A 19,288-nucleotide genomic window follows, 5' to 3' on the forward strand; every position below is an offset into this window, starting at 1 on the left:
GGCGGTGGTGTCGCCGTCGATGCCGGGGCGCCAGCCGTTGTCGAGGGCGCGGCGGGCGATGTTGGGGCCGCTGGCGATGCGTTCGACGCAGCCGCGCGCACCGCAGGGGCAGGGGTCGCCGTCGAGGTCGACGGAGATGTGCCCGATGTGACCGGCGTTCCCGGTGGGCCCGGGGTGCAGCCGGCCGTTCAGGACGAGGCCGCCGCCGACCCCGGTGGACACGACCATGCACAGCGCGTTGTCGTACCCCCGCGCGGCCCCCTGCCAGTGCTCGGCGGCCGTGATCGCCACCCCGTCGCCGATCAGCTCGACGGGCAGGTCACCGGTGACCGCGCGCACCCGCGCGACGAGCGGGAACCCGCGCCAGCCGGGCACGTTGACAGGGCTGACCGTGCCCTCGGAGGCGTCCACGGGACCCGCGCTGCCGATGCCGACACCGCGCACGCGGTCCCACAGCGGCGACGACGTCAGCTCCCCGAGCACGCCCTCCACCGCGCCCATCACTGTCTCGCCGTTCTCCCGCGCGGGAGTCGGCCGCTGGGCGCGGACCAGGATCGTGCCGTCGCCGTCCACCAGGGCTCCGGCGATCTTGGTGCCGCCGATGTCGAGCGCGGCCACGAGGTCGGTGTGCGTCAAAGTCTCGGTTCTCCCCGGATCGACCGACGAAATACGCTTGCCGGTCCGGCGGTGGGGGACGCGGACCGTGATAGGTGAGGGACAGTGTCTCCGCATCTGACAACGTTGTCCAGGCTCTATGCTCGACGCCACATCCTCATACAACCCCAGGGATCGCGCGACCCCCCGCAAACCCGGACATCGCCGTACCCCCGAGGCCGACAGGAACAGGACCCCGCATCGTGCCAGAGACGCCCCGACGCGCCGCCCCCCTCACCGCCGCCCGCTACGGCACCCGTCCCACGATGAAGGACGTCGCCGCGCGCGCGGGAGTCGGCCTCAAGACCGTCTCCCGCGTGGTCAACGGCGAACCCGGCGTCACCCCCGAGACGGAGCGGCGCGTCCAGGAGGCCATAGAGGCTCTCGGCTTCCGCCGCAACGACAGCGCGCGGGTCCTGCGCAAGGGGCGCACGGCGAGCATCGGGCTGGTCCTGGAGGACCTCGCCGACCCGTTCTACGGCCCGCTGAGCCGCGCGGTCGAGGAGGTCGCCCGTTCGCACGGCGCGCTGCTGATCAACGGCTCCAGCGCCGAGGACCCCGAGCGGGAGCAGGAACTGGCGCTGGCGCTGTGCGCGCGGCGGGTGGACGGGCTCGTGGTGATCCCGGCGGGCGACGACCACCGCTATCTGGAGCCGGAGATCAAGGCGGGCGTCGCGACGGTGTTCGTGGACCGACCGGCCGGGCGGATCGACGCCGACTGCGTCCTGTCCGACAACTTCGGCGGGGCCCGCGAGGGCGTCACCCACCTCGTCTCGCACGGCCACCGGCGCATCGGGTTCATCGGCGACATGCCCCGCATCCACACGGCCGCCGAGCGCCTGCGCGGCTACCGGGCCGCCCTGGAGGACGCCGGGATAGCCGCCGAGGACGACTGGATGTCCCTCGGCGTCACCAGCCCCGAGCGGGTGCGCCGCGCCGCCGAGGGCATGCTGTCGGGGCCCTCGCCGGTCACTGCGATCTTCGCCGGGAACAACCGGGTGACCGTCACCGTCATCCGCGTCCTCGCCGAACACTCCCGACGCGTCGCCCTCGTCGGCTTCGACGACCTCGAACTCGCCGACCTCCTCCAGCCCGCCGTCACCGTCGTCTCCCAGGACGCCGCGATCATCGGCCGCACCGCTGCGGAACGCCTCTTCCAGCAACTCGAAGGGGGGTACACGGCTCCCGAGCGCATCGTGCTGCCGACCCGGTTGATCACGCGGGGGTCGGGGGAGCTGGCGCCGGAGGAGTGAGGGGGGGTGGGGTGTGGGGTGTGATGTGTGGGGTGTGATGTAGCGGGGCCGCACAGGGCGGCACGTGATGTGTGATGTAGCGGGGCCGCACGAGGGAGCGTGCGCTGTGTGATGAATGATGTGTGATGCATCGGAGCCGCGCGGGACAGCAAGCACTGCGTGATACGTGAGGCCCTACCACCCACCCCCGCCCACATGCTGTATGAAACCCCACATGCCCCCACCCCCCACCCTCACCTCCCTGGGCCTGGCCCAAGCCCCCCGAGACCACCCCCTCACCTACCCCGGCCCCTGGCCCCCCGCCTCCGCCCTCCTCCAAGGCGACCGCCTCCTCCCCCTCGACCGCCTGACCCACCCCGACCGCACCCCGGTCCTGGCCGTCGGCTCGAACGCCTGCCCCGCCCAACTCCGGCACAAGATGGACGAGTTCGGGATCGCATCCCCCGTCCCGATGACGAAGGCGAAGGTCACCGGCCTCGATGTGGGCGTCTCGGCGCACGTGAGCCGGATGGGGTACGTCTCCGCGTCGCCCGTCCACGCCCCGGGCGCCGGCAGGGAGTTGTTCGTCATCTGGCTGGACGATGAGCAGCTGAGGGTGGTGGACGCCAGCGAGGGCGCGGACTCTCCCGAGGGGAACTACGCCCGAGTGCCGCTGCCCGAGCCGGAGTTCAGGGTGGTGCTGGAGAACGGCCATGGGCTGCCGGGAACTTACGTGTACGTCAACCGCCACGGCGTCCTGCACGACGGCACGGGCACCCCGCGCCGCCACGTCGACCAGCGCACGCTGATCTCCGAACTCCTCAAGGGGTCGGCCGGGTTGAGGCGGCTGTTCGGCGAGTCCCCGGAGGAGTTCTGTGCTCGGGCGCGGGCGGACGCGGAGTTGTGCGAGCGGGGGACCCGGCTGCTGAGGGAGGAGAAGCTGGTCACGGCGTCCGGCCTGGAGCACCTGACCGCACCGAGGCGGCGCGGCCGGAACTCTTCCGTGCGGATCACGCCGGGAGGGCCGCCGAGTTAGGGTCGAAGTACGGCGTCGCGTGCCGGTCACCGTCCCGGTGCGGCATGGAGGCGCCCGTGAGGCTGCCTTGCGGAGGCAATCCACACATGTCTGTCGAACTGAACCACACCATCGTGCACTCTGTGGACCAGGAGAAGTCGGCCCACTTCCTCGCGGACGTCCTCGGTCTTGAGGTCGGTCCGCAGTTCGGTCCGTTCCTCCCCGTCGACACCGCGAACGGCGTGACGCTGGACTTCCTGACCGTGCCGGCGGAGTCCATCACCAGGCAGCATTACGCCTTCCTCGTCTCCGACGAGGAGTTCGACGCGGCCTTCGCCCGGATCGAGGCGGCGGGGATCGAGTACTTCGACGATCCGCACACCCCGCGCGCGGGCCGGATCAACCACCTCTACGGCGGACGTGGCCTGTACTTCATGGATCCGTCCGGGCACGCGATGGAGATCATCACCCGCCCGTACGGCAACGAGGAGTAGCCCTCGACGGCACCTGAACAGGCCGAGTTCCAGCGCCGCTCCCTCTGAATGCCTCCCTCACCGCCGCCCCGCGAACCCCTCCAGTTCCTCCCGCGTGAGCCCGCTCGCCCCCGCCACCTCCCCCGCGTCCAGCGCCCCGCAGTCCAGCCCGCGCAGCAGATACCCGCTGAGTGCCTTCGCGGTGGCCGGTTCGTCCATGACGTCCCCGGTGGTGCGGCTGGCGTAGCGGGAGAGGCGGGCGGCGGCCTGGGCGTACCCCTCGCGGTAGAAGGCGAAGACGGCGGCGTACCGGGTGGGGAGGTGCCCGGGGTGCATGTCCCAGCCCTGGTAGTAGGCGCGGGCGAGAGCGCGCCGGGTCAGCCCGTAGTGCAGGCGCCACGCGTCGTGGACCTGCTCGGTGGGGCCGACCGGCAGGACGTTGGTGGAGCCGTCGCAGACGCGGACGCCGGTGCCCGCGGCGGCGACCTGCATGACGGCCTTGGCGTGGTCGGCGACGGGGTGGTCGCTGGCCTGGTGGGCGGCGGAGACGCCGAGGGAGGCGCTGTAGTCGAAGGTGCCGTAGTGCAGGCCGGTGGCGCGGCCCTCGGCGGCGTCGATCATGCGGGCGACGGTCGCGGTGCCGTCGGCGGCGAGGACGGCCTGGCTGGTCTCGATCTGGATCTCGAAGCCGATCCGCCCGGCGGTAAGGCCGCGCGCCTTCTCGAACGCCTCCAGGAGCCGGACCATGGCGGTGACCTGTTCGGGGTAGGTCACCTTGGGGAGCGTGAGGGTGAGTCCCTCGGGCAGCCCGCCCGCCTCCATGAGGCCGCTGAGGAAGATGTCGAGGGTGCGGATGCCCCGGTCGCGGACGGCGGCCTCCATGCACTTCATGCGGATACCGGTGTACGGCGCGGCGGTGCCGTCCCGGTGCGCGGCGGCGACCAGGCGGGCCGCCCGCGCGGCGTGCCGGTCCTCCTCGGCGTCGGGGCGGGGGCCGTAGCCGTCCTCGAAGTCGATCCGCAGGTCTTCCACCGGTTCGCGCTCCAGCTTGGCGCGCACGCGCGTGTGGACGTCCTCGGCGAGGTCGCCTGCGAGGCCGAGGACGGCGGCGAAGGAGGCGGCGTCCGGGGCGTGTTCGTCGAGGGCGGTGAGCGCGGCGTCGCCCCACGCGCGGATCGTGTCGGCGGCGAAGGCGTCACCGGGGACGTAGACGGTGTGGACGGGCTGGCGGGTGCCGGGGTCGCCCGGGTAGCGGCGGGCCAGTTCCGCGTCGACCGGGGCGAGGCGGGCGCCGATCTCCTCGCCGACGGCACGCTCCAGGCTCGTCACGACCGACTCCTGATGCCCTTGCCCCATCCCACGCCCTCCGGTCTTCCACTTTTCCGCTCTACGGAATCAACACTCCACTGACGGAAGCCAACAACGGATCTCCCCGCCGGTCAACACCCCGTCCACGAAGCGGCCCGCACCACCCCGCACCCCTTCATCGTCGCGGCCCCCCTCAACGGTTCACCCCCACTGATCCTCTTCTTCACCCGGACCCTCTTTCGCACGACGGTTCGCACCCTCATCCTGATCCCCGAGGGGGAGGGGGCGCACATGACGGGCACCACCGGAGTGACGCGGCGCACGGGGCTGCGGACCGTGGCGGCGGCGGCCGTGGCCGTCCCGCTGCTCGGCACGGTGAGGGCCTCTCAGGCCCACGTCGACCGCGCCGAGTCCCCGGTGCCGCCCCCGAGGCGGCGTCCCGTGCAGCCCGTCCCCCCGCTGAGGGTCATGACCTTCAACCTCCGTTTCGCCAGCACCCGGGAGCCCAACAGCTGGGCCGCGCGCCGTCCCGTGACCCGTGAACTGCTCTTACGGGCGGCGCCGTCCGTCGTGGGCACCCAGGAGGGCGTGCGCGGGCAGATCCTGGACATCGCCGCCGACCTGGGCCCCCGGTACGCGTGGATCGGCACGGGGCTCGAAGGCCGGACGACGGACGAGTCGCTGGCCGTCTACTACGACACCGCGCGCCTGCGCCCCGTCTCGCACGGCACGTACGCCCTCTCCGACACGCCGGAGGACCTCGCGTCGAACACCTGGGGGGCGGCGTTCGTCCGGATGTGCACCTGGGTGCGGTTCCGGGACCTGCTGGGCCCCGGCCGGGAGTTCTACGTCCTCAACACGCACCTGGACCACCGCAGTCAGTACGCACGCGCGCGTGCGGCATCCCTGATCGCCGGGCGGATGACCGCGCTCGCCCTCCCCGCGCTGCTGATCGGCGACTTCAACGCGGCGGCACACGGCAACGAGGCGTACGACACGCTCCTGGGCGCGGGCCTCGTCGACACCTGGGACAGCGCCCTCACGCGCGGCCCGCTGTTCGGCACGTTCCACAACTACCGGGGTCTGGTGCCGGACGGCCGGCGCATCGACTGGGTGCTGGCCACCCCGGGGATTCGCGCCCGGCGAGCCTGGGCGGACACGTACACGCGCGCGGGCCAGTACCCGAGCGACCACCTGCCGGTGTGCGCGGACGTGGACCTGGCCTGACATCCGGCACAAGACCGAGGCCCCGCGCCCGGCGACACCGGACACAGGGCCTCGTAGAACCACCCGAGGATCAGCCCTTGCGGCTGTTGATCTCCTCGGTCAGCTGCGGCACGACGTCGAAGAGGTCGCCGACGACGCCGTAGTCGACGAGGTCGAAGATCGGGGCCTCGGGGTCCTTGTTGACCGCGACGATCGTCTTGGACGTCTGCATGCCCGCGCGGTGCTGGATCGCGCCGGAGATGCCGTTGGCGATGTAGAGCTGCGGCGAGACGGACTTGCCGGTCTGGCCGACCTGGTTGGTGTGCGGGTACCAGCCGGCGTCGACGGCGGCGCGGGACGCGCCGACGGCCGCACCGAGGGAGTCCGCGAGGGCCTCGATGATCGGGAAGTTCTCGGCTCCGTTGACGCCACGGCCGCCGGAGACGACGATCGCGGCCTCGGTCAGCTCCGGACGCCCGGTCGACTCGCGCGGGGTGCGGCCGGTGATCTTCGTGCCGGTGGCGGCGGCGGAGAACGACACGGCGAGCGCCTCGACCGCGCCTGCGGCCGGAGCGGCCTCGACGGCGGCGGAGTTGGGCTTGACGGTGATGACCGCGGTGCCCTTGACGGCGCGGGACTTGGTGGTGTAGGACGCGGCGAACACGGACTGCGTGGCCACCGGACCCTCGTCACCGGCCTCCAGGTCGGTCGCGTCGGTGATCAGACCGGCCTCGATGCGCAGCGCGAGACGGGCGGCGATCTCCTTGCCCTCGGCGGAGGAGGAGACCAGGACGGCGGCCGGGGAGACGGCGGCGACGGCGGCCTGGAGGGCCTCGACCTTCGGGACGACGAGGTAGTCGGCGTACTCGGACGCGTCGTGCGTCAGCACACGGACCGCGCCGTGCTCGGCGAGCACGGCGGCGGTGTCGGCGGCGCCGTTGCCCAGCGCGACGGCGACGGGCTCGCCGATGCGGCGCGCGAGCGTCAGCAGCTCAAGGGTGGGCTTGCGGACGGCACCGTCCGCGTGGTCGACGTAGACGAGGACTTCAGCCATTACTACTCCTGGACGAGAACCCCGAACTTCAGCCGGGGCAAGGTTGGTTGACTGCTACGCTCGCGTCCGTGCCAACAGGCACCGGACAGGGCTTGTCCGTCACGAGGCTGTCCCGCAGTCGAGTGAGAAGCCTCTTCGGGGGCGGAGTCACGGGATTGCTCTCCTGCGAGGCAGAGCACTCCGAGGGGCGCGGGTCGCGTTGCAACCGGCCCGCGCCGCTCACCCCCTAGATGAACTTCTGGCCCGCGAGGAACTCAGCGAGCTGCTTGCCGCCCTCGCCCTCGTCCTTGACGATCGTGCCGGCGGTGCGGGCCGGGCGCTCGGTGGCCTCGTCGACCTTGGTCCAGGCGCCGTCGAGGCCGACCTCCTCGGCCTCGATGTCGAGGTCGGACAGGTCCCAGGACTGAACCGGCTTCTTCTTGGCGGCCATGATGCCCTTGAAGGACGGGTAACGCGCCTCGCCCGACTGGTCGGTGACGGAGACGACGGCCGGGAGGGAGGCCTCCAGCTGCTCCGAGGCGGCGTCGCCGTCGCGGCGGCCCTTGACGACGCCGCCTTCGACCTCCACCTGGGAGAGCAGGGTGACCTGCGGGACGCCGAGGCGCTCGGCGAGCAGCGCGGGGACGACACCGCCGCCGCCGTCGGTGGAGGCCATACCGGAGACGACCAGGTCGAAGCCGGCCTTCTCGATGGCCTTGGCCAGCACCAGGGAGGTGCCGATGGCGTCGGTGCCGTGCAGGTCGTCGTCCTCGACGTGGATGGCCTTGTCGGCGCCCATGGAGAGGGCCTTGCGCAGGGCGTCCTTGGCGTCCTCGGGGCCGACGGTGAGGACGGTGACCTCGACGTCGTCCTCCGAGTTCTCGGAGATCTGGAGAGCCTGTTCGACGGCGTACTCGTCGAGCTCGGAGAGCAGACCGTCCACGTCGTCACGGTCGACGGTCAGGTCATCGGCGAAGTGCCGGTCGCCGGTGGCGTCGGGCACGTACTTCACGGTGACAACGATCCTCAAGCTCACGCCGGCTCTCCTACTGCTTCGTCAGTTCTCGGCTGCCTACTTCCAGGCAGCATAGGCGCCTGAAGAGGCCGTTCCCGGACCGGGGGCGGCCCGCCTCCGTCCAGAATATTACTCACCAGTACAACCAGTTCATGCCCGCTAAGCAAGCGCTTTGAACTGTGACCTTCGCAACGCAGCGTAACCGGAACCCGACGGTCCCGCAGGGGGGCGGGGAAGCGGCCTCAGTCGCGCAGCGCGTTGAACCGCCCCTGGTGGTACAGCAGGGGCCGTCCCGCGCGCGTGGGGTCGCCGTGGACGACCTCGGCGAGCACGATGCGATGGTCGCCGGCGGGCACGCGCGTGTGCACGCGGCAGACGAGCCAGGCGAGGACGTCGTCCAGCACGGGCACCCCTTCGGGGCCCTCGTACCAGGAGGTGGGCGTGCCGAAGCGGTCGGCGCCGCTGCGGGCGAAGGTGGCGGCGAGGTCGGCCTGGTGCTCGCCGAGTATGTGCACCCCGACGTGCCGGGCACGGGAGATCGCGGGCCAGCTGGAGGCGCCGGTGCTGATGCCGAAGGAGAGCAGGGCGGGCTCGGCGGAGACGGAGGTGAGGGAGGTGGCGGTGAATCCGGCGGGGCCGCTCTCGCCGGGGGCGGTGATCACGGCCACACCGGCGGCGTGGCGCCGGAAGACGGAGCGCAGGAGGTCGGGGGAGGCGAGCTGGGCGGCGGCGAGGTCGGGCGAGGCCGTCATCGGGTGGTCCTTCGGAGAGGAGTGACGAGCGGGTCCGGGCGTGCTCAGCGGCCCGGACAGCGTGCGCTCGCGGTGCTCCGGGCCAGGTCGACGTGGGCCCGTCCGAAGAGAAGGGGTTCCTCAGGCATGACGTCAGGCTGACGACGGGTGGCATGTCCAGTCAAGGGCGTCCCGGCATCCGCGAGCTGCCGCCGCGTCACACCGCCTCCCCCAGCGCGGCGATGACGTCCGCCTTGCGCGGCTGGCCGCTCGCGCGCCGGACGACGTGCCCCTCGGCGTCGAGGACCAGCACGGTCGGCGTCTTGAGGATGCCGAGTTCGCGGACGAGGTCGAGGTGCTTCTCCGCGTCGATCTCGATGTGGGCGACGCCGGGCACCATCGCGGCCACCTCCCCGAGGGTCCTGCGGGTGGCGCGGCAGGGCGCGCAGAAGGCGCTGGAGAACTGGACGAGGGTGGCCCGCCCGCCGAGTTCGCCGCCGAGCCGGCCGGCGTCGAGCCGTCTGCCGTCGTCGCGTCCACGCACGCGTACCCTCCCGCCGCGCCGCCTGTGCAGCACTCCGTAGGCGCTCGCCGCCGCGAGCACCGCAACGCACACCATGAGTCCGGTCATCTGCTGCTCAAGCGTTCACGAGACTGCAAACATTCCCGTCTCCTCAGGGGATTTCCGGTGCGGAATGCTGGATTCATGGACATCGACGCACGTGGGCCCCGCTTCGGCGCGGCCGTCACGACCGCCGTTCTGGCGGTCGTCCTGATCACCGGCAGCGGCCGGCTCCTCGCCTGGCAGACGCTGGTGTTCGCGCTGGGCGCGGCGGGCGGAGTGGCCCGTTCGCCCTACGGGTGGGTCTTCAGAACCTTCGTACGGCCCCGGCTCGGCCCTCCGTCCGCGTTCGAGGCGCCGGAGCCGCCGAGGTTCGCACAGGCCGTCGGACTACTGTTCGCGGGCGTCGGACTGGCCGGATTCGGTCTGGACGCGCAGTGGCTGGGGCTGACGGCGACGGGGCTCGCGCTGGCGGCGGCGTTCCTCAACGCGGCGTTCGGTTACTGCCTGGGCTGCGAGTTGTACCTGCTCGCCCGGCGCGTCACCGTCCGCGCGGAGTGAACCGCGAGAGGCGACCGGAGTAAAGAAAAGATCAAAGACCGAGGTCGATCAAGGTCCGGACGTGACAAGAATCTCCGCTTCCGCCAGGAACCAGGACTGGCCCGCCGCACGTTCTTGGGGCACGATCTGCGACATGCCGTAAACCTACGGCTGCGTAACTTGCCCGCCGGGAGTCCCCTTCCCAGGCCGAGTGAAGGAAGGGTCCGCCTCACCCATGGCAGAGCTTGTCTACCGCCCAGCGATCGGTCTCGCGCAGACCCTGTTCAAGGTCTGGGACCTCAAGATCGACCTTCGGGGCTCGGAGAACATCCCGCGGTCGGGCGGAGCCGTGCTGGTGAGCAACCACATCAGCTACCTGGACTTCATCTTCGACGGTCTGGCGGCGCTCCCGCAGAAGCGCCTGGTGCGCTTCATGGCGAAGGAGTCCGTGTTCCGACACAAGGTCTCCGGTCCCCTGATGCGCAACATGAAGCACATCCCCGTCGACCGCAAGCAGGGCGAGGACGCCTACCAGCACGCGCTGGCCTCCCTGCGCGCCGGTGAGATCGTCGGCGTGTTCCCCGAGGCCACCATCTCGCAGTCCTTCACCCTGAAGAGCTTCAAGTCGGGCGCCGCGCGGCTCGCCCAGGAGGCGGGCGTCCCGCTCGTCCCCATGGCCGTCTGGGGCACGCAGCGGCTGTGGACGAAGGGGCACCCCCGCAACTTCAAGCGCAGCCACATCCCGATCACGATCCGGGTCGGCGAGGCGTTCGAGGCGTCCAAGGACAAGTACGCGGGCGCCGTCACCCGCCAGGTCCGCGAGCGCGTGCAGGAGCTTCTGGAGGCGGCTCAGCGCGCCTACCCGGTGCGCCCGAAGAACGCGAGCGACACCTGGTGGATGCCGGCCCACCTGGGCGGCACGGCGCCGACGCCGGAGCAGCTGAAGGCCGCCGGGATCGGCTGACCCCGGCCGGAACCGGCACCGCCGCCCGGACGTCCCTTGACTCCGGGTGGCGACAGGCGCCGCCCCACGGCGTATCCAGGGGCGGGATGAACTGGCTGGGCAAGTACTGGCTGAAGGTCTCGCTGCTGAGCGCGTCGAGCCTGCTCGCGGCGGCCGTCTTCACCGCGTCCGTCGTCGCCGGTGACGACGAGTCCGACTACCAGGGGCTCGCACTGTGGCTGGGCATGATCCTGGCCGTGCTGGTCGTCCTGGTCACCGCGAGCGAGACGGTCCTCAACGAGCGCGAGAAGAACAAGGCGCGCAACGAGGCGGTGCGGACGGCGGCGCAGCTGCGGCTGCTCTACAACAACGTCCTCGCCCAGATGTCGACACCTCTCGGGCACCTCGCGAAGGAGCACGCGGACGCGTACGCGGCCACCGGGGCGGCCCCGCCGACGGTGTTGACCGACGCGCAGCGCGACGACCTCAAGGTTGTCCTCCGGTCCGTCCTGACGGGGGCGGTGACGCTGACGGCCCCCATCGACTCCGCGGGCCTTCCCACGGCCCGCAGCGCGTTCTACCGGCACCAGGCCGGCACGAACCACCGGTTCACCCGCGGCCCCCAGGACTGGGCGGGCCGGCTGACGCCACCCCGTCCCGTCGTCGACGGCCAGGACGGCGCCCACTTCCTGCACGGCATCCTCCAGCCGCGCACGGCCTTCCACGCGGGGACGGCCACCGGCCTGGTCAGCGTCCTGGAGCCGCTCAGCACCGAGTACCGGTCGGTCATCGCCGTCCCGGTGGTCGCGGGCGACCGGGAGTTCGGAGTACTTACTGTCGACGCCCCCGGTGCCGCCGATCTGACCGTCGCCCATGTCCGTCTGCTCCAGTGTCTGGCCGACATACTGGGCGCGACACTGGCACTGGCCTGAGAGCGGAGGTCCGGATGGCAATGCAGCGCCGCTTCCGGCTCCGCCTTCCCCGGCGCCGCCGGGGCGAACCCTCCCCCGACCCGTTCCTTCTGGAGATCCCGCACGCCTCGGAGGTGCACAACCTGACGGAGGCGCTGCACCAGTACGAGGCGCAGGTGGGTGAGGAGTTCGACGAGCGGGTCGCGCGGGAGAGCGGGACGTTCGGGTGGGAGACGTTCTCGCTCGTCGTCCTTCTCGTCGGCGCCCTGGCCTGCGCTCTGGTCACGGCGCTGAACGGGATGACCGCGTGGGCCTACGGATGCGCCGGGTTCGCGGCGCTGTGTGCCGTCGTGGTGTGGCTCAGACGGTGGGCGGCGGCCCGCCGCAGCCGCCGGTCACAGCGCGGCGGGGAGGATCCGCCACAGAGCGGCACGGTCGCGAGCAGCGCGTAGGGCGTCCAGGACGGCCGGGTGGGGCTCCGCGTAGAGGGTTTGATAATCCAACTCACCCTCCCGGGTGTCCGGCACCCATGCCAGCCGCTCCCCCGCCAGCGAGAACCGCGCGTCGACCCCGGACTTGTTCCCGCGCGGGTCCTGCCGGTGCCAGGCGCCCTTGAAGCGGACGGCGACCAGGCCGTGGACGATGTGTCCGGGGCCGTCGTCGGAGCGCAGGAGCTGGTAGCACAGGGCCGTGGGGATGTCCTCGGCGCGCAGGAGGGCGGCGAGGGCGTGGGCCTTGGCGTAGCAGATGCCGGTGCCCTGCTCCAGGACGTCGGAAGCGCGCCAGGTGACGCGGGGGTCCTGGGCGTCCTGGGAGTGGGGGATCTCGTCACGGACGTACTCGAAGGCGGCCTGTGCATAGGCATACGAGTCGGGTACGTCCGCGGCGAGCCGGGCGGCGGTCTGCCGTACGACGGGATGATGGTGGTCGACGACCTCGTCGGCCGCGAGATACGCGGACAGGTCGGGGGTGTTCTGGATCAGCTCCATGCCTGCTGAGCATAGGAACACACCTGCGCGACCGTCAATTCTTTTTCAGGTCGACGCATATCTATGCACGAGCAACCCCCACCCGTCTCAGCGCGCCATCTCCTCCTTCAGCGCCCCCAGGAACGCGTCCACGTCGTCCTCGGTCGTGTCGAAGGAGCACATCCAGCGCACGACCCCGGCTGTCTCGTCCCAGAAGTAGAACCGGAACTTGTCCTGGAGGCGGACGCTCACGTCGTGCGGCAGGCGCGCGAAGACACCGTTGGCCTGCACCGGGTACAGGATCTCGACGCCGTGCACCGCGCGGACGCCCTCGGCGAGCCGCTGGGCCATCCCGTTGGCGTGCCGGGCGTTGCGCAGCCACAGGTCCTTCGCGAGCAGCGCCTCCAACTGCACGGACACGAACCGCATCTTGGAGGCGAGCTGCATGGACAGCTTGCGCAGGTGCTTCATCTGCCGCACGGCGTCCTGGTTGATCACGACGACCGCCTCGCCGAACAGGGCGCCGTTCTTCGTGCCGCCCAGGGAGAGGATGTCGACGCCGACGGCGTTGGTGAACGTCCGCATCGGGACGTCGAGGGAGGCCGCCGCGTTGGCTATCCGGGACCCGTCGAGGTGGACGCGCATCCCGCGCGCGTGCGCGTGGTCGCAGATCGCGCGGATCTCGTCCGGCGTGTAGAGGGTGCCGAGCTCGGTGGACTGGGTGATCGAGACGACCTGCGGCATCGCCCGGTGCTCGTCGTCCCAGCCGTACGCCTGCCGGTCGATCAGCTCGGGCGTGAGCTTGCCGTCCGGGGTGGGGACGGTGAGCAGCTTCAGGCCGCCCATGCGCTCGGGTGCGCCGCCCTCGTCGACGTTGATGTGGGCGCTCTCCGCGCAGATCACGGCACCCCAGCGGTCGGTGACGGCCTGGAGCGCGACGACGTTGGCGCCGGTGCCGTTGAAGACGGGGAACGCCTCGGCGGTGGCGCCGAAGTGGCTGCGGATCAGCGACTGGAGGTGCCCGGTGTAGTCGTCCTCGCCGTAGGCGACCTGGTGGCCGCCGTTGGCGAGCGCGAGGGCGGCCATCACCTCGGGGTGGGCGCCCGCGTAGTTGTCGCTGGCGAAGCCCCGGACCCCGGGGTCGTGGTGGCGGCGGGCGTCGGTCCTCGGCGGGTTCACGGCTGCTCGGTGAGCCACAGGCGCTGTCCGTTCACTTCGGCGGCGGGCCGCTCCCAGACACCGGCGACGGCCTCGGCCAGTTCCTTGACGTCGGTGAAGCCGGCGAACCTGGCGTTGGGCCGCTCGGCGCGCATCGCGTCGTGCACGAGCGCCTTGACGACGAGGATCGCGGCGGCGGAGGTCGGGCCGCCCTCGCCGCCGGCCTTGCGGAAGTAGTCGGCGAGGGCCAGCGTCCACGCCTCGGCGGCGGCCTTGCCCGCGGCGTACGCGGCGTTGCCCGCGCTGGGGGCGCTCGCGCCGGCCGCGCTGATCAGGACGTACCGGCCTCGGTCGCTGCGCTGGAGCGCCTCGTGGAAGGCCAGCGAGGTGTGCTGCACGGTGCGGATGAGCAGCAGCTCCAGGAAGTCCCAGTCGTCGAGGCTGGTCTTGGTGAAGGTCTCGCTGCCGCGCCAGCCGCCGACGAGGTGGACGACGCCGTCGACGCGCTCGAACTCCTTCTCGGTGCGCTCGGCCCAGGACCGGGTGCTCTCCAGGTCCAGCAGGTCGACGGTGTCGCCGACGACCCGCGCGCCGCCGTGGGCGTACCGTGCCGCGTCCACGGCCGCCGCGAGGCGTTCCGCGTCGTTGTCGGCGGCCACGACGGTGGCCCCCGCCTCGGCCAGCCGCATCACCGTCGCCCGCCCGGCGGGCCCGCCGGCACCGGCGACCACGATCACCGCACCGCTCAGCGTGCCGTTGCCCATATCTCTCGCCTCGCTCTTGTCGTCCACACTCTTGCCGTCCACCAGCGCGCCGTCGCTCACGCGGCCATCTGCTCCACGTCGGCGGCGGTGATCCCCTTGGAAGAGGCGATCACACTCTTCAGCTTCTTCGCCAGTGCCTCATAGAACATGCTCAGCGGAAACTCGTCCGGCAGCACGTCGTCCACCAGCTTGCGCGGCGGCTGGGAGAGGTCGAGGGCGTCGGGGCCCTTGGCCCACTTGGACGCGGGGTGCGGAGAGAGATAGCGGGCCACCAGGTCGTACCCGGCGAACCAGTGGACGAGCTTGGGGCGGTCGATGCCGTCCTTGTAGAGCTTCTCGATCTCGGCGCACAGGTCGTTGGTGACCTTCGGCGCGCGCTCCCAGTCGATGTGCAGCTTGTTGTCCGTCCAGCGCACCACGTCGTTGCGGTGCAGGTAGGCGAAGAGGAGCTGCCCGCCGAGGCCGTCGTAGTTGCGGACGCGGTCGCCGGTGACGGGGAAGCGGAACATGCGGTCGAAGAGGACCGCGTACTGCACGTCGCGGGCCTGCGGGACGCCGTCCGCGTCGAGCTTCACGGCCTCCTTGAAGGCGGTGAGGTCGCAGCGGAGTTCTTCGAGGCCGTACATCCAGAACGGCTGGCGCTGCTTGATCATGAACGGGTCGAAGGGCAGGTCGCCGTGGCTGTGGGTGCGGTCGTGGACCATGTCCCACAGGACGAACGCCTCCTCGCAGCGCTTCTGGTCGTGGACCATCGCGGCGACGTCCTCGGGCAGGTCGATGTCCAGGAGGTCGACGGTGGCGTCGGTGACGCGGCGGAAGCGGGCGGCCTCGCGGTCGCAGAAGATGCCGCCCCAGGAGAACCGCTGGGGCGCCTCGCGGACGGCGATGGTCTCCGGGAAGAGGACGGCCGAGTTGGTGTCGTAGCCCGGGGTGAAGTCCTCGAAGGTGATCCCACAGAACAGCGGGTTGTCGTACCGGGTGCGCTCCAGCTCGGCCAGCCAGTCGGGCCAGACCATGCGCAGGACGACCGCCTCGACGTTGCGGTCCGGGTTGCCGTTCTGCGTGTACATCGGGAACACGACGAGGTGCTGGAGGCCGTCGCGGCGGTCGGCGGCCGGCTGGAAGGCGAGCAGCGAGTCCAGGAAGTCGGGGACCGGGAAACCGCCCTCGGACCAGGCGGTGAGGTCGGCGACGAGGGCGCGGTGGTAGGCCGCGTCGTGCGGCAGCAGCGGGGACAGCTCCTCGACCGCCGCGATCACCTCGCGCACGGCGCGCTCCGCCTCGGTGTGCGTCGGGGCGCCCTCGGCGTCGAAGTCGATCGAGCCGTTCGCCGACTGCCAGGGCCGGATGCGCTCGACTGCGGCTTTCAGCACCGGCCACGCGGCCTGCTCGACCACCCTGACCTCGGAAGGAAGCCCCGTACCCGCCGTCGCCCGCTCAAGAATCTCTGTCATGTCCCATCCTCCACGGGAGAACCTCGCGTAAGGACACCGTATGCATAGGGCGTTTCCGCGAGCAAGAAGAAGCTCGGGAAATTATCCTGCGCACCCTCATGGTCACAGAAGTTTTTCCTGCCGTACACGGCGAGCGCGGTGAGTTCCGCCGACCGCCGGGTATCCGTCCCGGCGCCCGCCCGGTCCGGGGCGAGGCGGCGGGAAGGTGGCCGCAGGGCCTAGGCTGCGAGGCGCACTGGCGTCGACGGAGAGCGAGAGCGGCCTTGGAGTTCGTGACCATGGGACATCGCGGGGTGATGGGGGTCGAGCCCGAGAACACGCTGCGGTCGTTCGTGGCGGCGCAGGAGGCGGGGCTCGACGGGATCGAGCTGGATCTGCATCTCAGCTCGGACGGCGAGCTGGTGGTGATGCACGACGCCGACGTCGACCGCACGACGGACGGCAGCGGACCGGTCCGCCAGCACACGCTCCGGGAACTGCGGGCGTTCGACGCGGGGCGCGGGGAGCGTGTCCCGACCTTCGAGGAGGCTCTCGACGCGGTCTCGCTGCCGCTCCAGGCGGAGATCAAGGACGCGCACGGCGCGCAGGCGCTGGCGGAGGTCATGCTGAAGCGGGAGCTGGTGGACCGGGTCGAGGTGTCGTCGTTCCACGACCAGGCGCTCGCCGAGATCACCCGGCTCGTGCCCGGCGTGCGCACGGCGCTGATCGGCGGGCGCTACGGCGCCGACATCGCCGACCGCGCGGTGGACGTGGGAGCGCGCACACTCTGCCTCAACATCCGCCGCCTCACGCTGGAGACGGTCGAGCACGCCCGCAAGCACGACCTGCGCGTCCTCGCGTGGGTGGTGAACACCCAGGACCAGCTGCGGCTGGCCCGCGCCTTCGAGTTGGACGGGGTGACGACGGACTACCCGGAGATCAAGGGGAGTTGAGCCGCCGGAGAGCTGATCGAATCGTTCAGGGTTTCGATCGGCTCGGTGGGTTCGGCGACGCCGAGGGTTCGGCCGGTCCGGCGACTCCAGGGGGGGTCGGCAGGTCCGCCGACTCCGAGGATTCGGGGGGCGGCGGGTCCGGCGGGTCCGGCGGCTCCGGGGGTCCGGCCAATCCGGCGGGTCCGGCCGCCGAGTCGTCGCTCAGGTCAGCGGCTTGACCAGCAGCTCGAACTCCAGTCCCGGGCGGCGCGGGATGCCGAAGCGCTCGTCCCCGTACGGGAACGGGGTCGTGCGGCCGGTGCGGCGGTAGCCGCGCCGCTCGTACCAGGCGATCAGTTCGTCCCGCACCGAGATCACGGTCATGTGCATCTCGGTGACGCCCCAGCTGAAGCGCGCCTGCCGTTCGGCCTCCGCGATGATCCGCTTGCCGAGGCCCTCGCCCTGGCGCTCCGGGCTGACCGCGAACATCCCGAAGTAGGCGTGCTCGCCCCGGTGTTCGAGCTGGCAGCAGGCGACGACGGTGCCGGCGCGCTCGACGACGAGGAGCCGGCCGTTCGGTTTCGCGATGACCTCCCGGACGCCCTCGGGGTCGGTGCGCCGCCCGTCCAGGATGTCCGCCTCGGTGGTCCAGCCGGCCCTGCTGGAGTCGCCCCGGTAGGCCGACTCGACGAGTGACACCAGGGCGTCCACGTCGTCGTCGGTGGCATCGCGGTAGGCCAGGTCCGTCTCTGTGGTCGCCATTGCGGGGTCCGTTCCGAGGTGCTGGGGGTGCTGACGTGCTGAAAGCGCCGTGTGTCCCCGGAGCCTAGCTCTCCCGTAGGGTGCGCAGACATGGTGCATGTACTGAGCAGCCGTGTCCTCCTCCACCCCGCCGACCCCGAGCGAGCCCGCCGCTTCTACGGCGAGCAGCTCGGCCTCGGCGTCTACCGGGAGTTCGGCACCGGGCCGGAGCGGGGAACGGTCTACTTCCTCGGCGGCGGGTTCCTGGAGATCGCCGGGCGAACCGATTCGCCCCGGGATCCCGAGACACGGCTGTGGATGCAGGTCGCGGATGTGGCGGCGGCGCACGACGAGCTGGTCGCCAAGGGCGTGGCGATCGTGCGGGGGCCGGTGAAGGAGCCTTGGGGGCTGGTCGAGATGTGGATCGCCGATCCGGACGGGACGCCGATCGTGCTGGTGGAGGTGCCGGGGGACCATCCGATCCGGTATCGGCCGGGGATCTGAGGGGGCGGAGCGGCTGGGAGGCGGGCCGGGACATCCTTGGGCGGCCGACAGCGGGCTGAGCGGGTGCTCGGCGTCCCGGAGAGCCGACGCTCCTGGACGGTCAGGGCTCGGAACGGGCCCATGCCAGGGGGCGAGCCGGGCTTTCTCGGACCGTCAAGGAGTGGGCCGGCTCTCTCCGGGCGCCCGAGGCCCGGGACCGGAATCCCCTCCCGGGCCGTGGGGCCCACAGCTCGGCTTCCCGGACAGCCGGGGTGCGAGCCTGGCCTCCCGAGCAACCAGATGCAGGGCCGACTTCCGGACGGCCGGGGCAGGGACCCGGCTTCCCGGATGGCCGCGGCACCGGTGCGGGCTTAGCGTGCTGGGAGGGGGTCCTTCGGGGGTTTGGGAGGAACGGCATGAAGCTCGACGTCCCCGTGCCCGGCGGGCCCTGCTGGACCGAGCTGGGCACCAGCGACCTGGAGGCGGCGAAACGGTTCTACGGTGGCCTGTTCGGCTGGCGGACCGAGACGGACCCCCGCGAGGAGGCCGGCGGCTACACCATGGCGTACCTCGGCGAGGCGGCCGTGGCCGCGCTGACGCCGCTGTACCAGCCCCGGCAGCCGGTCGCCTGGAACGTGTCGTTCGCGGTGACAGACGCGGACGTCAGCGCGCGCCTGCTCGGCGAGGCGGGCGGGCGGGTGCTCCTCGGGCCGATGGACGTGTTCGACCTCGGCCGTTTCGCGGTCGCCGCCGACCCGGGCGGCGCGGTCTTCCAGCTCTGGCAGGGCCGAAGCTTCCCCGGCGCCGACGTCTTCAACTCCCCCGGCGCCCTCGGCTGGGTCGAACTCCTCACCCGTGACACGGACCGCGCCGAGTCCTTCTACACGGCCGTCTTCGGCTGGACCGTCCGCCCCTCCGCCCGCTACCCCCAACTCGGCGTGGGCGGCGAGGACTTCGGCGGCATGATGGCCATGGACGACAGCTTCCCGCCCGAGGTGCCCCCGCACTGGATGCCCTACTTCGCGGTGCGTGACGTCGACAACGCGGCGTCCACCGCCGGGAGTTCGGGCGGTACGACACTGATGGCGCCGATGACGATCCCCGGCGGACCTCGTCGCATCGCCGTGCTCAGAGACCCGCAGGGCGGCGTGTTCGGCGTCTACCAGGACATGGCGGACTGACGCCT

Annotated in this window: 22 protein-coding genes; 11 read left to right on the plus strand and 11 right to left on the minus strand. The window is 71.5% G+C overall.

All coding sequences use genetic code 11. The annotated features are described in order from the left end of the window. Positions 1–636: ROK family protein (locus ACVNF4_RS08860; RefSeq protein ID WP_461802148.1), on the minus strand; the 636-nt coding region annotated here is incomplete at its 3' end. Positions 637–857: 221 nt separating this feature from the next. On the opposite strand from ACVNF4_RS08860, the gene ACVNF4_RS08865 reads away from it, so the two are divergent. The 3 genes from ACVNF4_RS08865 to ACVNF4_RS08875 all read left to right on the plus strand — a co-directional run bounded on the left by ACVNF4_RS08865 (position 858) and on the right by ACVNF4_RS08875 (position 3,395). Continuing rightward, positions 858–1,907 (plus strand): LacI family DNA-binding transcriptional regulator, encoded by a 1,050-nt coding sequence (locus ACVNF4_RS08865; protein ID WP_461802149.1) that lies wholly within the window; start codon positions 858–860, stop codon positions 1,905–1,907. 214 nt (positions 1,908–2,121) lie between these two features. Continuing rightward, positions 2,122–2,922 (plus strand): hypothetical protein, encoded by an 801-nt coding sequence (locus ACVNF4_RS08870; RefSeq protein ID WP_461802150.1) that lies wholly within the window; start codon positions 2,122–2,124, stop codon positions 2,920–2,922. An 86-nt stretch (positions 2,923–3,008) separates the two neighbouring features. Then, on the plus strand, positions 3,009–3,395 hold the full coding sequence (locus tag ACVNF4_RS08875) for a VOC family protein (protein ID WP_461802151.1): 387 nt from the start codon (positions 3,009–3,011) through the stop codon (positions 3,393–3,395). A gap of 57 nt (positions 3,396–3,452) precedes the next feature. On the opposite strand, the gene ACVNF4_RS08880 is transcribed toward ACVNF4_RS08875, so the two are convergent. Continuing rightward, positions 3,453–4,730, minus strand: coding sequence for a DUF6986 family protein (locus ACVNF4_RS08880; RefSeq protein ID WP_461802152.1), 1,278 nt, complete (start codon positions 4,728–4,730; stop codon positions 3,453–3,455). Between the two features lie 243 nt (positions 4,731–4,973). Here ACVNF4_RS08880 and ACVNF4_RS08885 point away from each other — a divergent pair, with 243 nt between their 5' ends. Continuing rightward, positions 4,974–5,909, plus strand: coding sequence for an endonuclease/exonuclease/phosphatase family protein (locus ACVNF4_RS08885; protein WP_461802153.1), 936 nt, complete (start codon positions 4,974–4,976; stop codon positions 5,907–5,909). Between the two features lie 70 nt (positions 5,910–5,979). On the opposite strand, the gene ACVNF4_RS08890 is transcribed toward ACVNF4_RS08885, so the two are convergent. The 4 genes from ACVNF4_RS08890 to ACVNF4_RS08905 form a co-directional block, all read right to left on the minus strand. Next, on the minus strand, positions 5,980–6,942 hold the full coding sequence (locus ACVNF4_RS08890; protein ID WP_461802154.1) for an electron transfer flavoprotein subunit alpha/FixB family protein: 963 nt from the start codon (positions 6,940–6,942) through the stop codon (positions 5,980–5,982). Positions 6,943–7,168: 226 nt separating this feature from the next. Then, entirely contained in the window at positions 7,169–7,957 is a 789-nt protein-coding gene (locus ACVNF4_RS08895) for an electron transfer flavoprotein subunit beta/FixA family protein (RefSeq protein WP_461802155.1), read from the minus strand. A gap of 221 nt (positions 7,958–8,178) precedes the next feature. Further along, on the minus strand, positions 8,179–8,688 hold the full coding sequence (locus tag ACVNF4_RS08900; protein WP_461802156.1) for a flavin reductase family protein: 510 nt from the start codon (positions 8,686–8,688) through the stop codon (positions 8,179–8,181). Positions 8,689–8,884: 196 nt separating this feature from the next. Continuing rightward, positions 8,885–9,298: a TlpA family protein disulfide reductase gene (locus tag ACVNF4_RS08905; protein ID WP_461802157.1), complete on the minus strand. Its 414-nt coding sequence runs from the start codon at positions 9,296–9,298 to the stop codon at positions 8,885–8,887. Between the two features lie 75 nt (positions 9,299–9,373). Here ACVNF4_RS08905 and ACVNF4_RS08910 point away from each other — a divergent pair, with 75 nt between their 5' ends. From ACVNF4_RS08910 to ACVNF4_RS08925, 4 genes are all read left to right on the plus strand, one after another. Continuing rightward, positions 9,374–9,790 carry a DUF4395 domain-containing protein gene (locus ACVNF4_RS08910; RefSeq protein ID WP_461802158.1) on the plus strand — a complete coding sequence of 139 codons (417 nt, stop codon included), beginning with the start codon at positions 9,374–9,376 and terminating at the stop codon, positions 9,788–9,790. A gap of 214 nt (positions 9,791–10,004) precedes the next feature. Beyond that, positions 10,005–10,733 carry a lysophospholipid acyltransferase family protein gene (locus ACVNF4_RS08915; protein ID WP_461802159.1) on the plus strand — a complete coding sequence of 243 codons (729 nt, stop codon included), beginning with the start codon at positions 10,005–10,007 and terminating at the stop codon, positions 10,731–10,733. 86 nt (positions 10,734–10,819) lie between these two features. After that, entirely contained in the window at positions 10,820–11,644 is an 825-nt protein-coding gene (locus tag ACVNF4_RS08920) for a GAF domain-containing protein (protein WP_461802160.1), read from the plus strand. A 14-nt stretch (positions 11,645–11,658) separates the two neighbouring features. Then, a complete protein-coding gene (locus tag ACVNF4_RS08925; protein WP_461802161.1) occupies positions 11,659–12,075 on the plus strand; it encodes a hypothetical protein in 417 nt (138 codons plus the stop codon). Here the strand turns inward: ACVNF4_RS08925 and ACVNF4_RS08930 are convergent. The 4 genes from ACVNF4_RS08930 to ACVNF4_RS08945 form a co-directional block, all read right to left on the minus strand. Continuing rightward, positions 12,019–12,612, minus strand: a complete 594-nt coding sequence (locus ACVNF4_RS08930) for a transglutaminase domain-containing protein (RefSeq protein ID WP_461802162.1) — start codon at positions 12,610–12,612, stop codon at positions 12,019–12,021. The genes ACVNF4_RS08925 and ACVNF4_RS08930 overlap by 57 nt on opposite strands. Before the next feature lie 87 nt (positions 12,613–12,699). After that, positions 12,700–13,770: a threonine aldolase family protein gene (locus ACVNF4_RS08935; protein ID WP_461802163.1), complete on the minus strand. Its 1,071-nt coding sequence runs from the start codon at positions 13,768–13,770 to the stop codon at positions 12,700–12,702. Next, positions 13,767–14,513, minus strand: coding sequence for an SDR family NAD(P)-dependent oxidoreductase (locus ACVNF4_RS08940; protein ID WP_461802181.1), 747 nt, complete (start codon positions 14,511–14,513; stop codon positions 13,767–13,769). The genes ACVNF4_RS08935 and ACVNF4_RS08940 overlap by 4 nt, the downstream gene beginning before the upstream one ends. 56 nt (positions 14,514–14,569) lie before the next feature. Beyond that, the gene (locus tag ACVNF4_RS08945) at positions 14,570–15,967 is read right to left on the minus strand and encodes a DUF6421 family protein (RefSeq protein WP_461802164.1); all 1,398 of its coding nucleotides are present in this window, start codon (positions 15,965–15,967) and stop codon (positions 14,570–14,572) included. A 263-nt stretch (positions 15,968–16,230) separates the two neighbouring features. Between ACVNF4_RS08945 and ACVNF4_RS08950 the strand changes: the two genes are divergently transcribed. Beyond that, positions 16,231–16,899, plus strand: a complete 669-nt coding sequence (locus ACVNF4_RS08950) for a glycerophosphodiester phosphodiesterase (protein WP_461802165.1) — start codon at positions 16,231–16,233, stop codon at positions 16,897–16,899. Between the two features lie 201 nt (positions 16,900–17,100). Here the strand turns inward: ACVNF4_RS08950 and ACVNF4_RS08955 are convergent, their stop codons facing one another. Beyond that, the gene (locus ACVNF4_RS08955) at positions 17,101–17,640 is read right to left on the minus strand and encodes a GNAT family N-acetyltransferase (RefSeq protein WP_461802166.1); all 540 of its coding nucleotides are present in this window, start codon (positions 17,638–17,640) and stop codon (positions 17,101–17,103) included. A 90-nt stretch (positions 17,641–17,730) separates the two neighbouring features. Between ACVNF4_RS08955 and ACVNF4_RS08960 the strand changes: the two genes are divergently transcribed. Continuing rightward, positions 17,731–18,123, plus strand: a complete 393-nt coding sequence (locus tag ACVNF4_RS08960) for a VOC family protein (RefSeq protein WP_461802167.1) — start codon at positions 17,731–17,733, stop codon at positions 18,121–18,123. 395 nt (positions 18,124–18,518) lie between these two features. Beyond that, positions 18,519–19,283: a VOC family protein gene (locus ACVNF4_RS08965; protein WP_461802168.1), complete on the plus strand. Its 765-nt coding sequence runs from the start codon at positions 18,519–18,521 to the stop codon at positions 19,281–19,283. Positions 19,284–19,288 lie beyond the last annotated feature (5 nt).

The organism is Streptomyces sp. S6 (genome assembly GCF_054880855.1).